This is a genomic window from Nocardia sp. XZ_19_385 (genome assembly GCF_015355755.1).
In the GTDB taxonomy this organism is placed as follows: domain Bacteria; phylum Actinomycetota; class Actinomycetes; order Mycobacteriales; family Mycobacteriaceae; genus Nocardia.
This window is the reverse complement of the sequence record NZ_JACVEE010000002.1, coordinates 33,449-49,510: the sequence shown is the minus strand read 5'-3', so window position 1 is coordinate 49,510 and position 16,062 is coordinate 33,449. Positions and strand designations below refer to the sequence as shown.

The following is a 16,062-nucleotide window of genomic DNA, read 5'->3' as shown; positions in this document are numbered from 1 at the left end:
GAAATCAGATGCCGCTGCGCTGCCACGGCTGCTACCTTCGCGCGGTCGTATTCGATCTACCGAGGAGGGCATCATGCGCCCCGACGATTTCCAGGTGCCGTTTCGAGCGGACCAGCAAGCGGCGTAGGGGGTTCCCTTAGCGAGACGCGGGTCAAACGCGGGTCGCGCACGGTCGGCGTCGATAAAGAGCTCATCGAGAAGCTCGGTGGCAAAGATCCCTGCCCGTGCGGTTCCGGGCGGCGGTTTCAGCAAGTGTTGTCGGCCCGGTGGGCGCTACGACGACACCCTCGGCCACTACTACTACCGCGACTGATCACCCGTCGTCTGGCATGCACAAAGCGGGACCCAGGCGTCCGCTCCGGAAGTTAGTGCACGACGATCTCGTCGCCGAGAGTGATTGTGCCGGGGGCGTTTACGGCCACTTTGATGCCGAAGGTGACGCCCCCGCCGGGGTCGCGGCGGTAGCCGGCGAGCGTGCGGAGGGGTTCGGGGCCCGCCCGCTTGCCGGTGGGCTGGTCGACGACGGTGACCTGGCAGCGGACGTCCGGTTTCACCCAGCGCAGGTGGGTGTCGCCGAGGGTGAAGTCGCGGATGGTGTCTTCGAAGTAGGGGTCGGGCCAGCCGGTCATCACGATGTTGGGGCGGAAACGTTCCATCGGGACCGGGGTGCCGCCGTTCTCCAGGATGCGGGTGTTCAGGTCGGCCAGTGACGAGTCCGAGGTCAGGTGGAGTGGGGTGGAGTCGGTGAAGGTGATGTCGCCGTGCCAGTCGTCGACGGCGCGGTGGTGGTCCGGCGGGATGCGGACCAGGCGGACATCTTCTTCGAGGAGGTCGCTCGCCCATGCGGCTACCTCGTCGCCCTGGTCGACGCTCTCGCCTTCCCAGGTGTTGTGCACGTTGACGGTCAGGCGCGGACCGTCCGGGCGGACGTCCAGGGTGTGGGTTTCGTGGTCCAGGGCGGAAAGCGTGAGTTTCGCGCCGTCGCAAGCCAATTCGGGGCGGATCACCGAGAGTTTCGGGGTGCCGCGCTGGCTGCGGAACAGGCCGTCGGGGCGGACGAACATGAACGCGCGGTCGTGCGCCACACCGGTCGGCAGGATCTCTGCGTGCGTCAGCGGGCTGCCCGCGCAGCCTTTGATCGGGTAGAGCCAGAGCTCGGAGACGGTAGCCACCGGATCAGCGTAACCGCGCGCGACTTCTCGAGCCCGGCGCGTAGCGTGGTCGTGGAACGGAATCGGCCGCCGCGTAACCGCTGATGTCTGGATTCGGTGGTTGGTGCCCGAGGATCGGGAGGTGCCAGATGCTGAGTGTGTTTTCCGCGCCGGGGCATTACGTGCAGGGCCGCGACGCGACGGCGGCGCTCGGCAGCGAGCTGGAACGACTCGGGATCTCGGGGCCGCTGCTGATCGTGGCGGGTAAGAGCGCGTTCCGGCTGCTGGCGGAGAAGTGGGATCAGTCACTGACCGGCGCGAAGATCGCCTACACCGTGCATCGGCTCGACGGTGAATGCAGCCGTAGCGAGATCGCGCGGATCACCGCCGTCGCCCAAGAGCATGGCAGCGCGGCAATCCTAGGTGCGGGCGGCGGAAAAGTGATCGATGCCGCACGAGCCGCCGCCGCGGATCTGGAACTGCCGATGATCAGCTGCCCCACCACGGCCTCCAGCGACGCGCCGTGCAGCGCGCTGTCGGTGATCTACACCGACGCGGGCGAATTCGAGCAGTACAAGCTGGTGCCGCGCAATCCCGCGCTGGTCCTGGTGGATACCTCGGCGGTCGTCGAAGCGCCCGCGCGTCTGCTCACCTCGGGCATGGGTGACGCGCTGGCCACCTGGTTCGAAGCCCGCACCTGCATCGCCGGGCACGTGCGCAACATGCGTGGCGGCGCCTCCACCCGCAGCGCCGGCGCACTCGCCGAACTCTGCTATCGAACGTTGCTCGAAGACGGCGTCGATGCGCTCACGGCGGTCGAAACCCACACCGTCACACCGGCATTGGAACGCATCGTGGAGGCCAATACGCTGCTTTCCGGCCTCGGCTTCGAATCATCCGGATTAGCGGCCGCCCACGCCGTGCACAACGGGCTCACCGCGGCCCCGGAAACCCGCCCCTTCCTGCACGGCGAGAAGGTGGCCTTCGGTGTCCTCACGCAATTGGTCCTGGAGGGCGCCCCGGCCGCGGAAGTCTCCACCGTGCTCGCCTTCTGCACCTCGGTGGGACTACCTGTCACCCTCGCCGACCTGGGCCTGGGCCACGCGGATCGAGAAACCCTCGCCGCCATCGCAACCCGCGCCACGGCACCCGGCGAAACCATCCACAACGAGCCTTTCGAAGTAACCCCGCCGCTGCTCCTCGATGCCCTGCGCGCCGCCGACGCCCTCGGCCGCGCCTGAGCGCCGACACCGAACTCTCACCGTCCCGCAAGCTTGCCGTCACCGTGTGTCGGGAACCCTGTAAATGGGCCTTCGCTATTCTGGCGGTGGAACCCGAAGCCAATGGCGGGCAAATCCGCCGGGAGGGACCTCGGTCCGGTGCACATCAGCAGAGTCGCGGAGCACCCGCGACCGAATCATGTGTTGTTCCACTTCAGCGACACCCATCTGATCGCCGGTGACGGCGATCTATACGGTGCCGTCGACGCGGAACAGCGCCTGCGCGAAGTCCTCGAGCAGGCGGCCGCCACGCATATCCGGCCGACCGCCATCGTGTTCACCGGCGATCTCACCGACAAGGGTGAGCCCGCCGCCTACGACAAGCTGCGGGCGATCGTGGAACCGTTCGCGCGGCACGTCGGAGCCCCGATCGTGTGGGTGCAGGGCAACCACGACGATCGCGGGACGCTGCGCCGCAAGCTGCTGCACGAGCGCCCCTCGGCGGCCCCGCTGGACCGGGTGCACATGATCGACGGGCTGCGCATCATCGCGCTGGACACCTCGGTGCCGGGGCACCACTATGGCGAGATTTCCGACGAGCAGCTCGCTTGGCTGCGATCGGTGCTCGCCGAACCCGCCCCGTTCGGCACCATCCTGGCCATGCACCACCCGCCGGTCCCGTGCGTGATGGACCTCGCGGTAACCGTCGAATTACGCGAGCAGCGCCGCCTCGCCGATGTGCTGGACGGTAGCGACGTGCGCACGATCCTCGCCGGTCACCTGCATTACTCCACCTCCGCCACCTTCGCGGGCATCCCCGTCTCGGTCGCGTCGGCCACCTGCTACACCCAGGATCTCGGCGTCGCCGACGGCGGTCAGCGCGGCCGCGACGGTGCGCAGGCGTTCAACCTGGTGCACGTCTATCCGGAAACCGTGGTGCATTCGGTCGTCCCGATCGACAAAGGCGTCACCGTCGGCGCTCCCGCCACGCCCGAGCAGACGGCGGCGCGGCTGGCCGAGGCAGGCATCGTCATCCCGCCCGCGGCCCGTATCCCACTGTTTATGCGGCGCCGGCAGTCGACTGTGCCCGACCCAGCCCATGAGCTTCCCCGGTTGCCCTCAGGGGAACCGGATGACGAGCCGGTGCACTGATCACGCGGCGTTCCCACGGCGCCGGATCCGGGAAGTAACCTGCCAGGAAATCCGAAACCCGTTGCGTCCGTAGCGCTTCGGAAATCTCAGGGAAGCTGCCGTCGTTGAGGCAGAAGAAGTCGACGTCGCGGTCGCGGGCCAGACCGTCGAGCAGTTCCAGCCCGGCCTGGCTGGTGGTGTCGACGTAGCGCATCCGCGCCAGCTCCTGCGGCACCGCGCGCCCGGTGAGCAGCGCGTAGTAGTGATACAGCGAGTTGGTGACCGAGATGTCGGTGGCGGCGCGGAAGCGGCTGGTCCGGGTGCGGGCGAAGTCGGCGTCGAACGTCTGCTCCATCTCGTGTAGCACGCTGCGGCGCAACGGAACCGGGGTGTGTTCCAGGTGTCGCGTGATGACGTGACCGAACCGGTCCGCCAGCAGCGCGCGATTCACCCGGGCCGCGTTCTCGAAACCGCTGCGGCGCTCATGGTTCCGGCCCGGGCCGATGCGGGTGTCCGCCTCGATGAACCGGCTGATCCCCGCCGGGGTGAAGAACATCGACGGACGCACCGGCCGGGCGAAGAACATGTCGTCGTTGGAATACAGGAAGTGCTCGGACAAGCTGTCGATGTGCTGCAGCTGGCATTCCACCGCATGGGAATTGAAGATCGGCAGGCCGCTGGTGTCACTGAAGTGGTCCAGCGCTCGCACCACCGTGACTTTCGGGTGATCCGAAAGCCATTCCGGGACAGCGGAATCCGTGGCGATGAAGATGCGCCGGATCCAGGGCGCGTTCTTGTGCACCGACCGCAGCGCGAACTTCAGCTCATCGATCTGGCGAATGCGGGCGTCGGCGTCGTCGCCCTCACCGACCACCACCTGGGCCAGCATGCCCGCGCGCCGCGCCCGGAACTCCGGGTCGGAGCCGTCCACCCAGGAGAACACGATGTCGACATCGAAACCGACATCGCTCGGCTGCGGTGCGAACATGCCGTCCAAGGTCGGCCAGACCCGGTCGAACAACCGCACCTGCGTGTAGTCCACGTCGGCGAGGTCGAAAACGTTGCGGGTCAGCGCGTTCGGACGGGGGCACTCGACGGTGTCGCCGTGGTACTCCCACAGCTCCAGCTCCACATGATGGGCCGGGTCGTGATCGCGGCCGATGCGGAAAACATTGTGTGCCAGTTCGATACAGGAGAATCCGGCGGCCACGGCGTTCGCGGTCACCCGCCGCACCATGGCGTGATGCGCGGCGTCGGTGGCCAGGCCGAGCCGGTGCCCGCTGTCCCGGATCAGCAGGAACGGCACCTCGGCCGCCGCCAGTTCCGACCGCAGGTAGGCCAAGTCCTCGATCATCGCCTCCGAGGCCGTCAGGTTCCCGGCCGTCAGCGCGGCTCCGGCCAGCATTCCCGGGTTCACTGCTCCCATATCCATCATTGGTTTCTCCGCTCGTTCATATGTCGATTGCCATCTCCCCGGGGCACCGCGCCAGAATCAGACGACGGCCCTGCCGACACCTGTGGCGTCGGTTCGCGGGCGGCCGTGTCCGGCGCGGTTGAAGTCAGGGATGCGGAACAGTGCCGTAAGGCAGGAACGCATCGTTGGGCCGATATTTGGACGGCAGGTTGACCATGTCGTTCTCACCTCACTCGAGCACTGGACGCCGAGGCGTCATGGGCGTGTACTGCTGCAGCGCACGGCAGGCGGCCGAGCGTGGCGACAGCGCACGCAGGGCCGGACAATCATCGGCCGGCAAAAAAGAAGAATTCCTGGTGAACACAGGGTTGATACAAATGATGCCCTTAGTTTGCCTGTCCGTCAATGTGCTGTCCCGGACAGGACGGCCGTTGCCGAAATAGGCAAGGCTTGCCTGGTCAGAGCACCTCGCCGAAAGATCAGGCACACCAGCGAGCAAGGGCCACAGCGCTTTAGACTGGCTGCAGTACGACCCGGAGCAACGATTTCGTGAGGTGACGAAGATGGCAGCAGGAGCGACTCCCGCGCAACGTCAAGACCACTCGACTGATGGGTCGGCCATGGAACACCCCGAGCTCGACGTCTTACCGGAGTGGCCGCGCGACACCATCGCGGTGCTCGTGACCACCGATCCCGCTCCGCACGCGATCCCGGTCTCCTGGCCGGTCCGAGCCGGCGACCGGCGCATTCTGCTCAGCCTCAAGTTCGACCGCGGTTCGCTGTCGCGGCTGCGTAAGGCCCCCGATATCGCGCTGCTGATCCTGGGCGGCGGCAACGTCGCGTTGTGCGCGCGCGGCAAGGCGAAGGTGATCGCCGAGGAGATGCCGGGAGCGCCGGACTACGTGGTCGTCCAACTCGACGTCGAGGTGATCGACGATCATCGGCAATCGGCTTTCGCTGTGGCCCAAGGGATTCAGCGCAACGTGCTGGACGACACCGAATTGGTGGCGCTGCAGGGCCGGGTGGCGACCTTGCGTCAATGGGCAGACACCCGGAACTGAGCCGACAAACTCCGGGACAGCGGTAATAATCAGGATGGAAGGCGGCGCGGATGCGCCGAATGGAAGGGGATCATGTCCGTCACACTCGCCAAAGGCGGCAATGTTTCACTGTCGAAGCAGGCGCCGAACCTCACCGACGTCGCGGTTGGGCTCGGCTGGGATGTGCGCACCACCACCGGGGCCGACTACGACCTCGATGCCAGCGCCCTCGCGACCGGTGCGAACCTGAAAGTGCTGTCCGATCAACACTTCATCTTCTACAACAACTTGAAGTCGCCGGACGGCAGCATCGAGCACACCGGTGACAACCTCACCGGCGAGGGTGAAGGCGACGACGAGGTGATCAACGTCAACCTCGCCGCGGTACCGCCGACGATCACCAACATCTTCTTCCCGGTCTCCATCCATGACGCGGACGCGCGCGGCCAGTCCTTCGGCCAGATCCGCAACGCGTTCATCCGGGTCGTCGACCGCAGCAACGGCGCCGAACTCGCCCGCTACGACCTCTCCGAAGACGCGTCCACCGAAACCGCCATGGTCTTCGGCGAGCTCTACCGGCACGGCGGGGAGTGGAAATTCCGCGCCATCGGCCAGGGCTACGCCTCCGGCCTCGGCGGCATCGCCCGCGACTACGGCGTGAGCGTGTAGCCGGCGCCGATAAGTGGGACATGAGCGGGGATTCCTCTCGGGAATTGCCTCGGCCATGTCCCGCTTTGGTTAGTCCTCGTAGATCGGCGGGCGGCGATCCTTGCGGGCGCGCATGGCTTCGTCGAAGTTGTCGGTGGTGAGGCGGACGTAGAGCTGGGCCATGCCTTCGTGTTGCATGTGGGATTCGAAGCTGCCTGCTTCCATGCCGCTCCAGAGCATGCGCTTTGTCAGTTCGGTGCCGACGCGGCTGTAGCGCAGGATTTGATCGGCCAGGTCGTAGCTGGTTTCCAGGAGCTTGTCGGCGGGGACTACGCGGGAGACCAGGCCGATGCGCTCGGCTTCGGCGGCGTCGACATCGCGTCCGGAGAGCATGATCTCGAAGGCGCGCGAGGAGCCGATGGCGCGGGGGAGCAGGTAGCTGAAGCCGAGTTCGGCCGAGGTCAGGCCGTTGTTGATGCCGGCGGCGCGGAAGTAGGCGCCCTCGGCGGCAATTCGGATGTCCGTGCCGACGCTGAGGCAGAAACCGCCGCCGATCGCCGCGCCGTTGATGGCGGCGATGACCGGCTGATGCATGCGTCGCAGGGCGAGCATGACGTCGTTGAACAGGTCCATGGAACGGCGCGCGATGCTGGTGCGGGTCAGCCCGGACACGCCTGGGATGGCCCCGGAATGCTGGAGATCCGCGCCGGAGCAGAAGCCCTCGCCCGCGCCGGTGAGCACAACCGCGCGCACGTCGTTGTCGGCGGCGACCGCCTGCAGCGTCTCGCGCAGCGGCACCATCACGTCGAATGCCATGGCGTTCATGCGTTCCGGGCGATTCAGGGTGATCAGCGCGATCCCCGGACGCGGCTTCTCGACGATCACGAACGACATGCGAACTCCTCCAGAAATGAAACCTGTTCTAGAACCTACGCGAGAAGGCGCCCGCCGCGCGACGATTCGCGAACGGTTCGGGAATTCCGCGGACGGGCAGCCGGTTTCGCCCTGGGGACAGGCGGCTGCCGCCGCAGGACTTGAATCAGCTCGGGCTGGGCAAGGTTTCGCGAATCAGTTCCGGCTGGACAGGTTCCTTCGCCTCGAGCAGCGCGAAGTAGCGGCGGAGCATCAGGACGGCCGTGGTGGCCAGACCCGCCGTAAGACCCCACCAGACGCCCGCCGCTCCGAGGCCCAGCGGGAACGCGAACAGCAGCGCACTCGGCAGGCCCACCATCCAGTAGCCGACCAGCGAGAGCCGGAACCCGGCGTTGGTCGCCCCGAGACCGCGGAGCAGGCCGGTGCCGATGTTCTGCGCGGCGTCGAAGAACTGCAGGACGATGCCGATCAACAGCAGGGCGCGGGCGATATCGAGGGTGTGGGTGTCGCCGGGCTCCAGGAACGGGCGCAGTACCAGGTTCGGGATCAGGATGTAGGCCGCACCGGTGACCGCCGCGACGACCGCCGCATGCCGCAGTGCCAGCCAGGCAATCGCTTTCGCGTGCGGGTATTCGTCGCGGGCCACGGCCGTGCTCACCAGGATCGACGCACCGTGGGACAGGCCGATCGCGACCTGGAAGACGATGTAGATGATCTGGTAGACGACGTTGTGCGCGGCCAGCGCGGCCGGGCCGATACTGCCCATGACCAGCGCGAGCACCGAGAACATGCCTGCTTCGGAACCGTAGGTCAGCGCGATCGGGGTGCCGAGCTTCAACTCGTCGCGGACCGCGGGCCACCGCACCGGCCAGGGGCGGACCGCGAGGGTCGCGCCGAGCTCGTCGTCGTAGCGCACCATCGCCCAGAAGACGGCGAAGGTGATCAGGTAGACCAGCGAGGTGGCGACACCGACACCGGTGAGGCCGAGCGCGGGCAGCCCGGCCCAGCCATGCATGAACGCGAGCGCGAGCACGAGATTCAGCGCGACCGATCCGAGCGTCACCATCAGCAGCGCTTGCGGGCGCTGCATGCCGACGGTGTACTGCCGCAGCACCTGGAACCACAGGCACGGCAGCAGGCCCGGTGCGAGCGCCACCATCAGCGGGCGCGCGTCGGCGAGCACGCCGGCATCCTGCCCGAGCCAGTGCAGCGACCAGCCGAGGCCGATGAGGAGTACGCCGCCGAGAATGCCGGCGATGGTGGCGATCAGGAAGCTGGATCGCACCACATCGCGCACCGCGCGGTCGGCCGTGCCGCCGTTCTTACCCGCCGCACTGACCTCGGCGGCGATCCGGTTGCCGGTGCCCGTGATCAACCCGACGCACATGGTGCGGATCTGGTTGAACAACACCAGCGCCAGCCCGCCCGCCGCGACCTGACGCACACCGAGCGTGCCCATCAGAGCGATGTTGGTGGTCGACACCGCGATCTGCGCCAGCTGAGTCAGCGCGATCGGCGTCGCCAGCGCGGTCAGGCGCTTGGAGTCCGCGCGGTACTGCGACAGGATCATCGAGCACGCCCCGAGTACCTGGCCGCGTGCAGTGCGTGCACGGCCCCCGCTCCAGCGGCTGTGCGGGGAGCGCAGAGGGGGCTGGTCCGATTGATCATCGCGCATCCACCAACTGGTCGGCGTGGGTGGCGGGGGCGTAGCGGTCCAGCAGTTCCAGCACCTCGCGCTCGGTGGTGGCGTCGAGCAGGTCGCGGTCGTTCATCCAGTCGTCGTCGAAGACGGTGTCCAGATACTTCTCGCCGCCGTCGCAGACGATGGTGACCACGGTCGAGCCGGGCGGGAACTCCGCCAGGCGGGTGAGCCCGGCGTGCACCGAACCGCCCGCGGAGCCGCCGATCATCAGACCGAGTTTCGAAGCGACGGCCCGGGCGGTGGCGAAGGCCGCCACGTCCGAGACCTTCACGCCCTCGTCGAGCAGCGAATAGTCGACGGCGGTCCCGATGGTAGCGCCCGGCGGCGTGCCGGTGCCCGACTGCCAGTACCGCCCGCCCGGCCCGCCGAACGCGATGGAGCCGACCGGTTCGACGCCGATCACGTGCGGAGTACAGCCGAGCTCGCGCAGCCGCGTAGCGGTGCCGAACAGCGAACCCCCGGTACCCACCGCGGAGAGCAGGATGTCGACCCGCTCCACGTCCGCCAGCAATTCCTCGGCCACGGGGTAGTACCCGACCGCGTTGGCGTCGTTGTTGTGCTGCTCGGTGAAAAAGGCGTCGGGCAGCCCGGCCGCCATCGCCTCGGCCAGGTCTTCCCGGGCCGAGGTGGCCAGGTTGTCGTCGTCCTCGTCGGCGACGAAGACCAGTTCCGCACCCATCGCTCGCATCGCTCGCAACTTGTCCTTACAGGCGTGATGATCGACCACTGCAGTAAAGCGATACCCACGTTCGGCAGCAACTACCGCAAGGCCGAGCCCGGTGTTACCGGACGTCGACTCGATGATATGCCCGCCAACCGACAGCAAACCGCGCCGCTCGGCATCGTCCACCATGGCCCGGGCCATCCGGATCTTCGCCGCACCCGTCGGATTGAACTGCTCCAGTTTCAGCAGCAGCCGGGTGCCGGTGTCGGTTCTGGCCAGTTCGAACAGTGGGGTGCGGCCGATCAGATCCGTCACGCGCGTGACGAGCGGCATGGGTGTCTCCTCATCAAGGGTCTGCGGTTGGTGCGGTGGAACGGGGTCGCTCAGGAATCGAGCGTCCAGCGGAAGCGGTCCCCGGGTGCGTCGTGCAGCACGACCTTCGGCGGAATCGGCAGGTCGTGGAAGGCGGACTCGTTCGAATCCATTTGGTAGCCCGCGGTATTCGGGTAGATGAGCAGATCGCCCACCTCCGCCCGGCGCGGCAGCGGGATACGCCGCCAGCTGAGCATGTCCGACTCCAGACAGGTGGCCGCGCCGACGGCAGCCGGTGCCGGCTCACCCGGGCGGTGCGGCCACAGCACCGGATCCGGCAGGAACTCGCTGTCGAACCACTGCTCGGACAAGCTCAGGCTGGTGCCGTCCACGGTCAGCAGCTGATACGGCTGCCCGTCCGCTTGCCGGGATTTGCCGCCCTGCACGCGGAACACGGTGCTGCCCGCGCCGTCCAGCAGCGCCCGGCCGGGTTCGATGGCCAGCCGGATGTCGTTGTCGCGCAGCCGTTCACCGAGGCCGCCGTGCTCCAGAATCGCGGACAGCATGGCGGGTCCGGGAGCCGGGAAGTGATACGGATAGAACGACTCGAAGCTCTTGCCGGAGTGGAACCAGTCGCGGTTCACGCCCTCGGTGAACTCGGTCCAGGCCTGCTCCGGCACATAGTCCACGCCGAAACCGCCACCGATGGAGATGGTGGAGACGGGGTGACCGAGTTCCCGCGCGGCCAAGCAGTGATCGATGAGCGCCTCGGCTTGCTCGGCCCGAGCCACCGCGTCATAGCCCGTGAGGTGAAAACTGAAGCCCTCCAACTGGATCGGCTCCAACCCGACCGGCCCCGCAGCGCCGATCACCGACATCGCCGCACTGATCTCCTTGTCGGACAGACCGAATCGGCTGGTCGACCCGGACGGCAGCACCCGCAACAACACCCGCGCGGGCGCCGCGGCGGACGCAATCCGTCCCAGCCGCTCCAGCTCATCGAGCGCGTCGAGCGCGATCAGCGCCCCGTGCCGCACCGCCAGCCACAGCAGATCATCCGACTTGGCCGGCCCGGTCACCATCAACTCGTTGCCACGCACACCCTGCGCCAGCGCGGCAGCCAACTCGCCAACACTGGAAACATCGATACCCGTGCCGTTTTCAGCACAGGCGCGCGCCACACAGCCCGCCTTGTTCGCCTTCTTGCCGTAGTAGATCGCACCATCCACACCCGCATCCACGAACACATCCCGGAAACCCTGGATATTGCGCGCGATCCGCTGCGGATACATGAGATGGAACGGACCACCCACCGCAAACGCGATGTCGTCGAGCAGGTGCTGGTCATCGAGGACCCGCTGCTCCCACGCATCGCGGTGTGCGGGCAGGGGCAACGCGGTGATGCTCGGCGAATGCCGCTCCGCCACCGCCGATTCCGGGGGGACCGATTCGACGGTCGACTCGACGAGGGCGGCGCTCTCCAGACGAGGCTCTTCACCAGAAGCAGCCGAGAGGCCATCGCCGGAGAAACTCGAGCCCACGAGGGCCTTGGTCTGCTCGGCGTGGACCCGTCGTTCCCACCTGGCGCCGCGCTGAGCGGGTGGCTCCGCGGACGCACGCATCGGCGAGCCAGTCTCTCGCACAGCCACTTCGGGGTTGGCTAATGCCACGGACGCATCCCCGTCGTCCGCATCCACCCCGCCGACATCTTCGCCCTTGTCCGCACGGCCGACGGCTTCTAGGAACGGGGTGGCCCGCAGCGCAGTCACCGATGAGGATTCGGCCGCAGCAGCATTAGCAGTTTGCTTGCCATCGCCATCGCCATCGGCGCCGGTGTCGGTGTCGGCGAGCTCAGCCCCAGCCTCGGGCCTGACGAGCTGAGCCTCGGCCTCGGTGATCGCTGCTGCAGAAGGCGTTTCCGGCGAGTCTTCGCCTACACCACGGCTTTCCGGCGCGTAGCTGGTCAGAGCGATGTCGACCGGCGCGCCGATCGTCGCCAGGCCTTCCTCTCGCTCGGCGGCCGTCACGGGACCATCGTTCGCCTGCCCCAGCACCGCTGCTCGCGACCCGTGTTCGTGCGCCTCAGCAGGGGGCTCCGAATCGACTCCGCCGCTGAAGACATTCAGCGGTTCGTTGATCGCAGTAATGCCGACCGGCTCATCGATGGTCGCTGTGGCACCCTCCTCCGCGGCCCTTGTTGTGGTGTCATCGCCCGCATCGCCCAGAACTGCTGCCTGCGAATCTGATTCATAGGCAGCCGCCGTAGCTGCCAATTCGTCCAGCGCGGCGTCGTCAAGGCCGACCTCGTACACATTGGCGCTGATCGAATCGGCATGCAGCTCGCGCGCGACTCGGCCAGCGCTGAATTCATTCAGCACTTCGTCGGTCGCAGCGATACCGACCGGCTCTGCGGCGGTCGCCTCGACGTCCTCCGGTGAACGCTCAATAGCACTGGGCTCGTCGGTGTCACCCAGAACCGCTATCTGAGAATCTGATTCGTAGGCAGCCGCCGTAGCTGCCAATTCATCCAGCGCGGCGTCGTCGAGGCCGACCTTGTCCCCGTTGGCGCTGAACGCATCAGCAGCCAACTCCTGCGCGACTCGGCCGGTGCTGAATTCGTTCAGCGGTTCGTCGGTCGCAGCGATGTCGACGGGTACTTCGGCGGTCGCCTCGACGGCCTCCGGTGAATCCTCGATAGCACCGGGCTCGTCGGTGTCTTTCAGAACCGCTATCTGCGAATCTGATTCGTAGGCCGCGGCGGGCTCGGCAGCTCCGTCGAGGCATGCCCTATTCACGTCTGCAGTCGCGGAGCCATTGCCTGTGCCATCCAGAAGCGTTGCCTGCGAATCTGACTCGTCTGAGGCTGCAGCTGCCAGCGCGGCGGCGTCGACGCTGACCTCATCCATGTCGTCGGTAATTGCATCAGCGAGGGGTTCCGAGGCGAGTTTGCTTGCGCTGAATTCGTTCAGCGGATTGTCGGTCGCAGCGGCGTCGAGCGGCTCCCCGGTGGTCGCCTCGAAGTCGTTCGCCGCCAGGACGCGATCAGCGCCGCTGGGAATCGCCGCCTGCGAAGCTGTTTCGTCGGTTACCGCGTCAGCCGTCAGGTCGTTGTTCGCTGCCGCATCGTCCAAGCCGCACTCGTCCGCCTCGTCGGCCACCGCATCGGTCGTGAGCTTCGGCGTAATTTCGTCAGCGCAGAATTCGTTCAGCGGATCGTCGACCGGTGCGAGGTCGGCCGACACGGCAAGAGGTGCAACGCCATCGTTCAGTGCTGCGCCGACAGTCGCTGTGTTGGCGGGAACTGTCTCCGTGGAGCCGGTCTCGACCGACTCGGAAACTGTGGCGGCCACGTCGCCCGGCTTCGTGTCGGCGGCCGTGGATTCGGCGGAAACCGGTTCGGGGGCCGCTGTTTCGGCTGGTGCGGGCGGCGAGGGACGTTTGCGGGGCTTGCGCTTCTTGCGGTCGGGGCGAGCACCATCGGCGTCCGAAAGGTCATCGACTTGCGCTCCGCTGGTCGGCACATCCGGAGCAGTTGCCTCGGATGTGGAGACGCGGGGGTCTGGTTCGGGGTTGGGGACGTGTGGGTCCGGGGGATCGGGGATGCGGGGGTTCGGGTCGGCTGGGGACGGGTCGCGGGGGTCGGGGTCCGGCGGCCGGGGGGTGGGGTCGGCGGGGCCGTCGGGGGCTGGGGTGGGGATTCGGGGGTCGTGGGCGGCCGGGGTGGGGGCAGGGGCGGATCCCATGTCGAACAGCGCCAGGTCGTCGGTGTCGAACAGGCCTTCGGTGAGTTCGGCGGTGGAGTCTAATCCCACAGGGGCACCTCCGTGCCTCGTCCTTCGGCGATCGCACGCTCGGCGAGGGCGTGCGCGACAGCGATATCGGTGAGCACGAGTCCAGAGTTGTAGACGAAGATCTTCTCTTCGTCGCTGCGGCGCGCCATGGCACGGCGGGACAATATTTGGGGCAGTTCCGCGTCCACCGTCCGCAGCCTGCCGTCCGGGCCCGCCATGTCGGTGCCGGTCAGCTGCATTTGCTCGGCGCTGGTGGCGACGACACGGTCGGCTTCGATCAAGGTGGAGGGGGCCAGGCCGTAGCCCACGAGGACCACGGTGCTGCCCGGTGCGAGGTCGGCGGATTCGAGTGCGACCTCGGTGCCGGGGCCCGCGGTCGCGAGCACCACGTCGGCTTGCGCGGCGGCCGCGCGCGCATCGGTGACCGTTTCCAGCAGTGCGTGCGGATGGTGTTCGGCCAGCTGCCGGTGCACCGCGTCGATGCCCTCCGGATGGGTGCCGAAGAGCATCAACTTGCGCAGGCCGGGATTGGCGGCGAGCAAGTGCGGCAGGGCGTTGCGGCCCTGGGTGCCGGTGCCGATGAGCAGCACGCTCTCCGCGCCGCGGCGCATGGTCTCGCGCACCAGCAGCGCGGACACGGCCGGGGTACGCAGGGCGCCCACGCGGGCACAGTCCATCATCGCGATCGGCGCACCGGTGGTGTCGTCGTAGAGGGTGATGGTCGTGTAGTAGCGCTTGGTGCTGCGGTCGTGGCCGGGGTCGAACTTGTAGGACGTCTTCATGGCCACGACCCGCCGGCGGCCGTCCCGGCCGAGCATCGCGTAGGCCACCGACCAGCCGTCCGGATTCGCCACGCTCAGTTTGCGAGGATTGTCCGAAAGTCCTTCGGCGAAGGCCAGATACGCGTCCTCCACCGCCCGCACCACGTCGGCGGGCGTGATGGGTACGTCGGCCAGATCGGTACGGCTCAGCACGCGCAATGGCGTCGCACGATCACGAGTGTTCAACGGTTCCTCGATCATCTCGGTCCCAACCTGATCCCGCCACCACGTCCGTTCGCGCAGCGAATGGGGCGACAATCCGCTGGCCGTACCCATTCTCGTCGGCTTCGGCGGCCCGGCGCCGCCGTTCCGGCAGGCGGATGTTGACCCGCTTGAGCCAGCGGTCGGTGCCGTCGTAACGCGCGGTGAAGGGTACGCGGCCGTGCACGGCGACATCGTTGTCCACCAGCAGCAGTTCGCCGGGGCGCAGGGCGGCGGTGACGCAGACGCGTTCCAGCTCGGCGGTCAGCCGCGCGTAGGCCTGGCGGAAGTCCGGGCCGGCGTCGTCGAGCGGGGTGTAGGCGGGGTCGTAGCGCAGCGTGAGATCGGCTGTGCTGCCCGGTGTTTCGGACCAGACGGTGGGCAGCGGCGACGCGGTGTGGCGTTCGTGATCGCTGCCGTAGGACACATCCGGCAGGATCGGCAGCGTCGGCGCTTCGAGCAGCCGGTACTCGTCGGCGCTGAGCTCGACCCGCCGTACCGAGGAGACGGTGGTCCCGACCATGTCGGGGTTGCGCAGGCACCCCAGCATCAGCAGGTTCGCGCGCTGCGGGTGGAAGGCGTCCTCGGTGTGCGGGCACAGCAGCGTCTTGCTGCTCGCGCCGGACTGTTCGTCCTCGTGGCCCGGCGTCGGCAGAATGTTGTTGACCAGGCGCCCGTCCTGCTGGCCGGCCCAGCCGAAAGGCTCACCCGCACAACGGGCCAGCAGCAACATCACGATGTCGAGTTCGCTCCAGCGCACCGCGTCCCGCCAGCTGTGCGGGGTCGGCCCGAGCTCGTCGTCGGACAGCGGCAGGCCGCTGACGATGGTGGCGCCGGCGGTGGTGGCCGGCGCGCGCATGGTTTCGCGTACGGCGCCGGGCAATTCGGTGGCTCGGCGGTCGATGTGCTCGGCCAGCGCCGGATTGGTCAGCGCCCGGCCGACTCCGCCCGGTTGCGCGGCCAATGTGGTGCAGATCTCACGTGCGAGCGCACGCACCGCGTGCCCGGCCTCGGGCGGGAGCTCGCGTCGTTCGATGTCCTGCGGGTGAAGCGTCTTACGTTCGGAGAGAACGCTTTTCACCTAGAGGTCCCTT

Annotated in this window: 13 protein-coding genes; 5 read left to right on the top strand and 8 right to left on the bottom strand. The window is 67.6% G+C overall.

What is annotated here, in order from left to right:
* The first annotated feature begins 3 nt into the window (after positions 1-3).
* Positions 4-369: an SEC-C metal-binding domain-containing protein gene (locus tag IBX22_RS38535; RefSeq protein ID WP_375540262.1), complete on the top strand. Its 366-nt coding sequence runs from the start codon at positions 4-6 to the stop codon at positions 367-369.
* Here the strand turns inward: IBX22_RS38535 and IBX22_RS38290 are convergent.
* The gene (locus IBX22_RS38290; RefSeq protein ID WP_194815833.1) at positions 366-1,172 is read right to left on the bottom strand and encodes an MOSC N-terminal beta barrel domain-containing protein; all 807 of its coding nucleotides are present in this window, start codon (positions 1,170-1,172) and stop codon (positions 366-368) included. The genes IBX22_RS38535 and IBX22_RS38290 overlap by 4 nt on opposite strands.
* Positions 1,173-1,300: 128 nt before the next feature.
* On the opposite strand from IBX22_RS38290, the gene IBX22_RS12955 reads away from it, so the two are divergent.
* Both IBX22_RS12955 and IBX22_RS12950 read left to right on the top strand, forming a co-directional pair.
* A complete protein-coding gene (locus IBX22_RS12955; protein ID WP_194815832.1) occupies positions 1,301-2,392 on the top strand; it encodes a glycerol dehydrogenase in 1,092 nt (363 codons plus the stop codon).
* Between the two features lie 138 nt (positions 2,393-2,530).
* On the top strand, positions 2,531-3,523 hold the full coding sequence (locus IBX22_RS12950; RefSeq protein WP_194815831.1) for a phosphodiesterase: 993 nt from the start codon (positions 2,531-2,533) through the stop codon (positions 3,521-3,523).
* On the opposite strand, the gene IBX22_RS12945 is transcribed toward IBX22_RS12950, so the two are convergent.
* On the bottom strand, positions 3,432-4,937 hold the full coding sequence (locus IBX22_RS12945; protein WP_194815830.1) for a stealth family protein: 1,506 nt from the start codon (positions 4,935-4,937) through the stop codon (positions 3,432-3,434). The two genes, IBX22_RS12950 and IBX22_RS12945, sit on opposite strands and share 92 nt — an antisense overlap.
* A gap of 542 nt (positions 4,938-5,479) precedes the next feature.
* Here IBX22_RS12945 and IBX22_RS12940 point away from each other — a divergent pair.
* Together IBX22_RS12940 and IBX22_RS12935 are read left to right on the top strand one after the other, a co-directional pair.
* Positions 5,480-5,977, top strand: a complete 498-nt coding sequence (locus IBX22_RS12940; protein ID WP_194815829.1) for a hypothetical protein — start codon at positions 5,480-5,482, stop codon at positions 5,975-5,977.
* 72 nt (positions 5,978-6,049) lie between these two features.
* Positions 6,050-6,625, top strand: a complete 576-nt coding sequence (locus IBX22_RS12935; protein WP_194815828.1) for a TerD family protein — start codon at positions 6,050-6,052, stop codon at positions 6,623-6,625.
* Between the two features lie 69 nt (positions 6,626-6,694).
* On the opposite strand, the gene IBX22_RS12930 is transcribed toward IBX22_RS12935, so the two are convergent.
* The 6 genes from IBX22_RS12930 to IBX22_RS12905 form a co-directional block, all read right to left on the bottom strand.
* Positions 6,695-7,498 (bottom strand): enoyl-CoA hydratase, encoded by an 804-nt coding sequence (locus tag IBX22_RS12930; protein WP_194815827.1) that lies wholly within the window; start codon positions 7,496-7,498, stop codon positions 6,695-6,697.
* A 145-nt stretch (positions 7,499-7,643) separates the two neighbouring features.
* A complete protein-coding gene (locus IBX22_RS12925; protein ID WP_194815826.1) occupies positions 7,644-9,047 on the bottom strand; it encodes an MATE family efflux transporter in 1,404 nt (467 codons plus the stop codon).
* A gap of 94 nt (positions 9,048-9,141) precedes the next feature.
* On the bottom strand, positions 9,142-10,176 hold the full coding sequence (locus IBX22_RS12920) for a PLP-dependent cysteine synthase family protein (RefSeq protein ID WP_194815825.1): 1,035 nt from the start codon (positions 10,174-10,176) through the stop codon (positions 9,142-9,144).
* Between the two features lie 50 nt (positions 10,177-10,226).
* A complete protein-coding gene (locus IBX22_RS38285) occupies positions 10,227-13,967 on the bottom strand; it encodes a hypothetical protein (protein WP_309234595.1) in 3,741 nt (1,246 codons plus the stop codon).
* Complete coding sequence (locus tag IBX22_RS12910; protein ID WP_194815824.1) at positions 13,958-14,968, bottom strand: ornithine cyclodeaminase family protein; 1,011 nt, start codon at positions 14,966-14,968, stop codon at positions 13,958-13,960. The genes IBX22_RS38285 and IBX22_RS12910 overlap by 10 nt, the downstream gene beginning before the upstream one ends.
* Positions 14,940-16,049, bottom strand: a complete 1,110-nt coding sequence (locus tag IBX22_RS12905) for a TauD/TfdA family dioxygenase (protein ID WP_194815823.1) — start codon at positions 16,047-16,049, stop codon at positions 14,940-14,942. Before IBX22_RS12905 ends, IBX22_RS12910 begins: the two co-directional genes overlap by 29 nt.
* Positions 16,050-16,062: the final 13 nt, after the last annotated feature.

Coding starts and splice junctions, on each gene's coding strand:
- IBX22_RS12930 (WP_194815827.1), bottom strand. CDS start 7,498: ATGTCGTTCGTGATCGTCGAGAAGCCGCGTCCGGGGATCGCGCTGATC.
- IBX22_RS12940 (WP_194815829.1), top strand. CDS start 5,480: ATGGCAGCAGGAGCGACTCCCGCGCAACGTCAAGACCACTCGACTGAT.
- IBX22_RS12925 (WP_194815826.1), bottom strand. CDS start 9,047: ATGATCCTGTCGCAGTACCGCGCGGACTCCAAGCGCCTGACCGCGCTG.
- IBX22_RS12920 (WP_194815825.1), bottom strand. CDS start 10,176: ATGCCGCTCGTCACGCGCGTGACGGATCTGATCGGCCGCACCCCACTG.
- IBX22_RS12945 (WP_194815830.1), bottom strand. CDS start 4,937: ATGATGGATATGGGAGCAGTGAACCCGGGAATGCTGGCCGGAGCCGCG.
- IBX22_RS12910 (WP_194815824.1), bottom strand. CDS start 14,968: ATGATCGAGGAACCGTTGAACACTCGTGATCGTGCGACGCCATTGCGC.
- IBX22_RS12955 (WP_194815832.1), top strand. CDS start 1,301: ATGCTGAGTGTGTTTTCCGCGCCGGGGCATTACGTGCAGGGCCGCGAC.
- IBX22_RS12935 (WP_194815828.1), top strand. CDS start 6,050: ATGTCCGTCACACTCGCCAAAGGCGGCAATGTTTCACTGTCGAAGCAG.